Below are 1,002 nucleotides of genomic sequence, written 5' to 3' on the forward strand. Positions count from 1 at the left end.
CGCCCCCCCGGCCGTTCGGAGCGCAAATATCCAGCACTCAACGGGCGGGTGATCTTTCTGCGATCTGCTGTTTTTCGGGCTTTTCGCCGGTTTTCAGCCAGTACGTTGCCCGCATGTCCGACGACGAGCGCGCGCGTCCCGCCGCTGAGCTGAACCCCACCCCTGAGCCCGACCCGGCGCCCGCCGCGCCGGAGGGCGACCTGCCTGGCGGTACCGAGCCTGCGGCTGCGACTGGGCCCGCGCCTGCAACCGAGCCCGAACCTGCGACTGAGCCCGCGCCTGCCTCTGTGGCTGCTGTGGAGCCGGAGGCTGCGCCTGCCGATGCGTCTGCTGCTGAGCCCGCCCCCGCACCTGTATCTGCGCCTGCCTCGGAGCCGGAGTCCGAGCCCGCAACCACTTCCGAACCCGCCCCGCCGAAGGCGCTCGACAAGGCGGTGTCCTTCGTCAGGGCCAACGTCGCGGCGGTCGTGCTCGCGGTGCTGCTCGTCGGCGCCGTCGTGTGGGCTGCGCTCGGCGCGGTCTCGGCCGGCGACTGGGAGTCGCGCGCCACGTCGCTCTCGGCCGAGCTGGCGAGCGCCGAGCAGAGCCTCGCCGACGCCGAGGCGACGATAGACGGCCTGGAGACCGCCAGGTCACGTGCCGAGAGCACCGCGACAGCCTGCATCGGCGCGATCGGCGACGCGGACGCGATGCTCGAGGTCTCCGCGAAGCTGGGCGAGAAGAACATCACGTACGTCGAGGGGCTGAACGACTTCATGGCCGCGATCACCGCGCGTGACCTCGCGGCGGTCGAGACGATCGGCGCGGAGATGGACAAGCTCACCCTGCAGATCGCTGACCTGTCCGCGGACCTCGAGGAGCACATCGACGCGTACGGCGACTCCGCCGAGGGCTGCCACGTCGACGACGCCCAGGACGTCTGAGCGCCTGAACGGTCCGCTCGGCTCCGGGCGCCCGCCCGGAGCCCCGCGGGTGAGCCCCAGGCTATTATAAACAAAACCC

At 71.1% G+C, this 1,002-nt stretch carries 1 protein-coding gene; it reads left to right on the plus strand.

Annotated elements, in window-relative coordinates; all coding sequences use genetic code 11:
- The first annotated feature begins 434 nt into the window (after window positions 1-434).
- Entirely contained in the window at window positions 435-923 is a 489-nt protein-coding gene (locus tag ACFWE2_RS25405; RefSeq protein WP_377226982.1) for a hypothetical protein, read from the plus strand.
- Window positions 924-1,002 lie beyond the last annotated feature (79 nt).

The sequence above is a fragment of the Promicromonospora sp. NPDC060271 genome, from assembly GCF_042726755.1.
GTDB lineage: Bacteria > Actinomycetota > Actinomycetes > Actinomycetales > Cellulomonadaceae > Promicromonospora.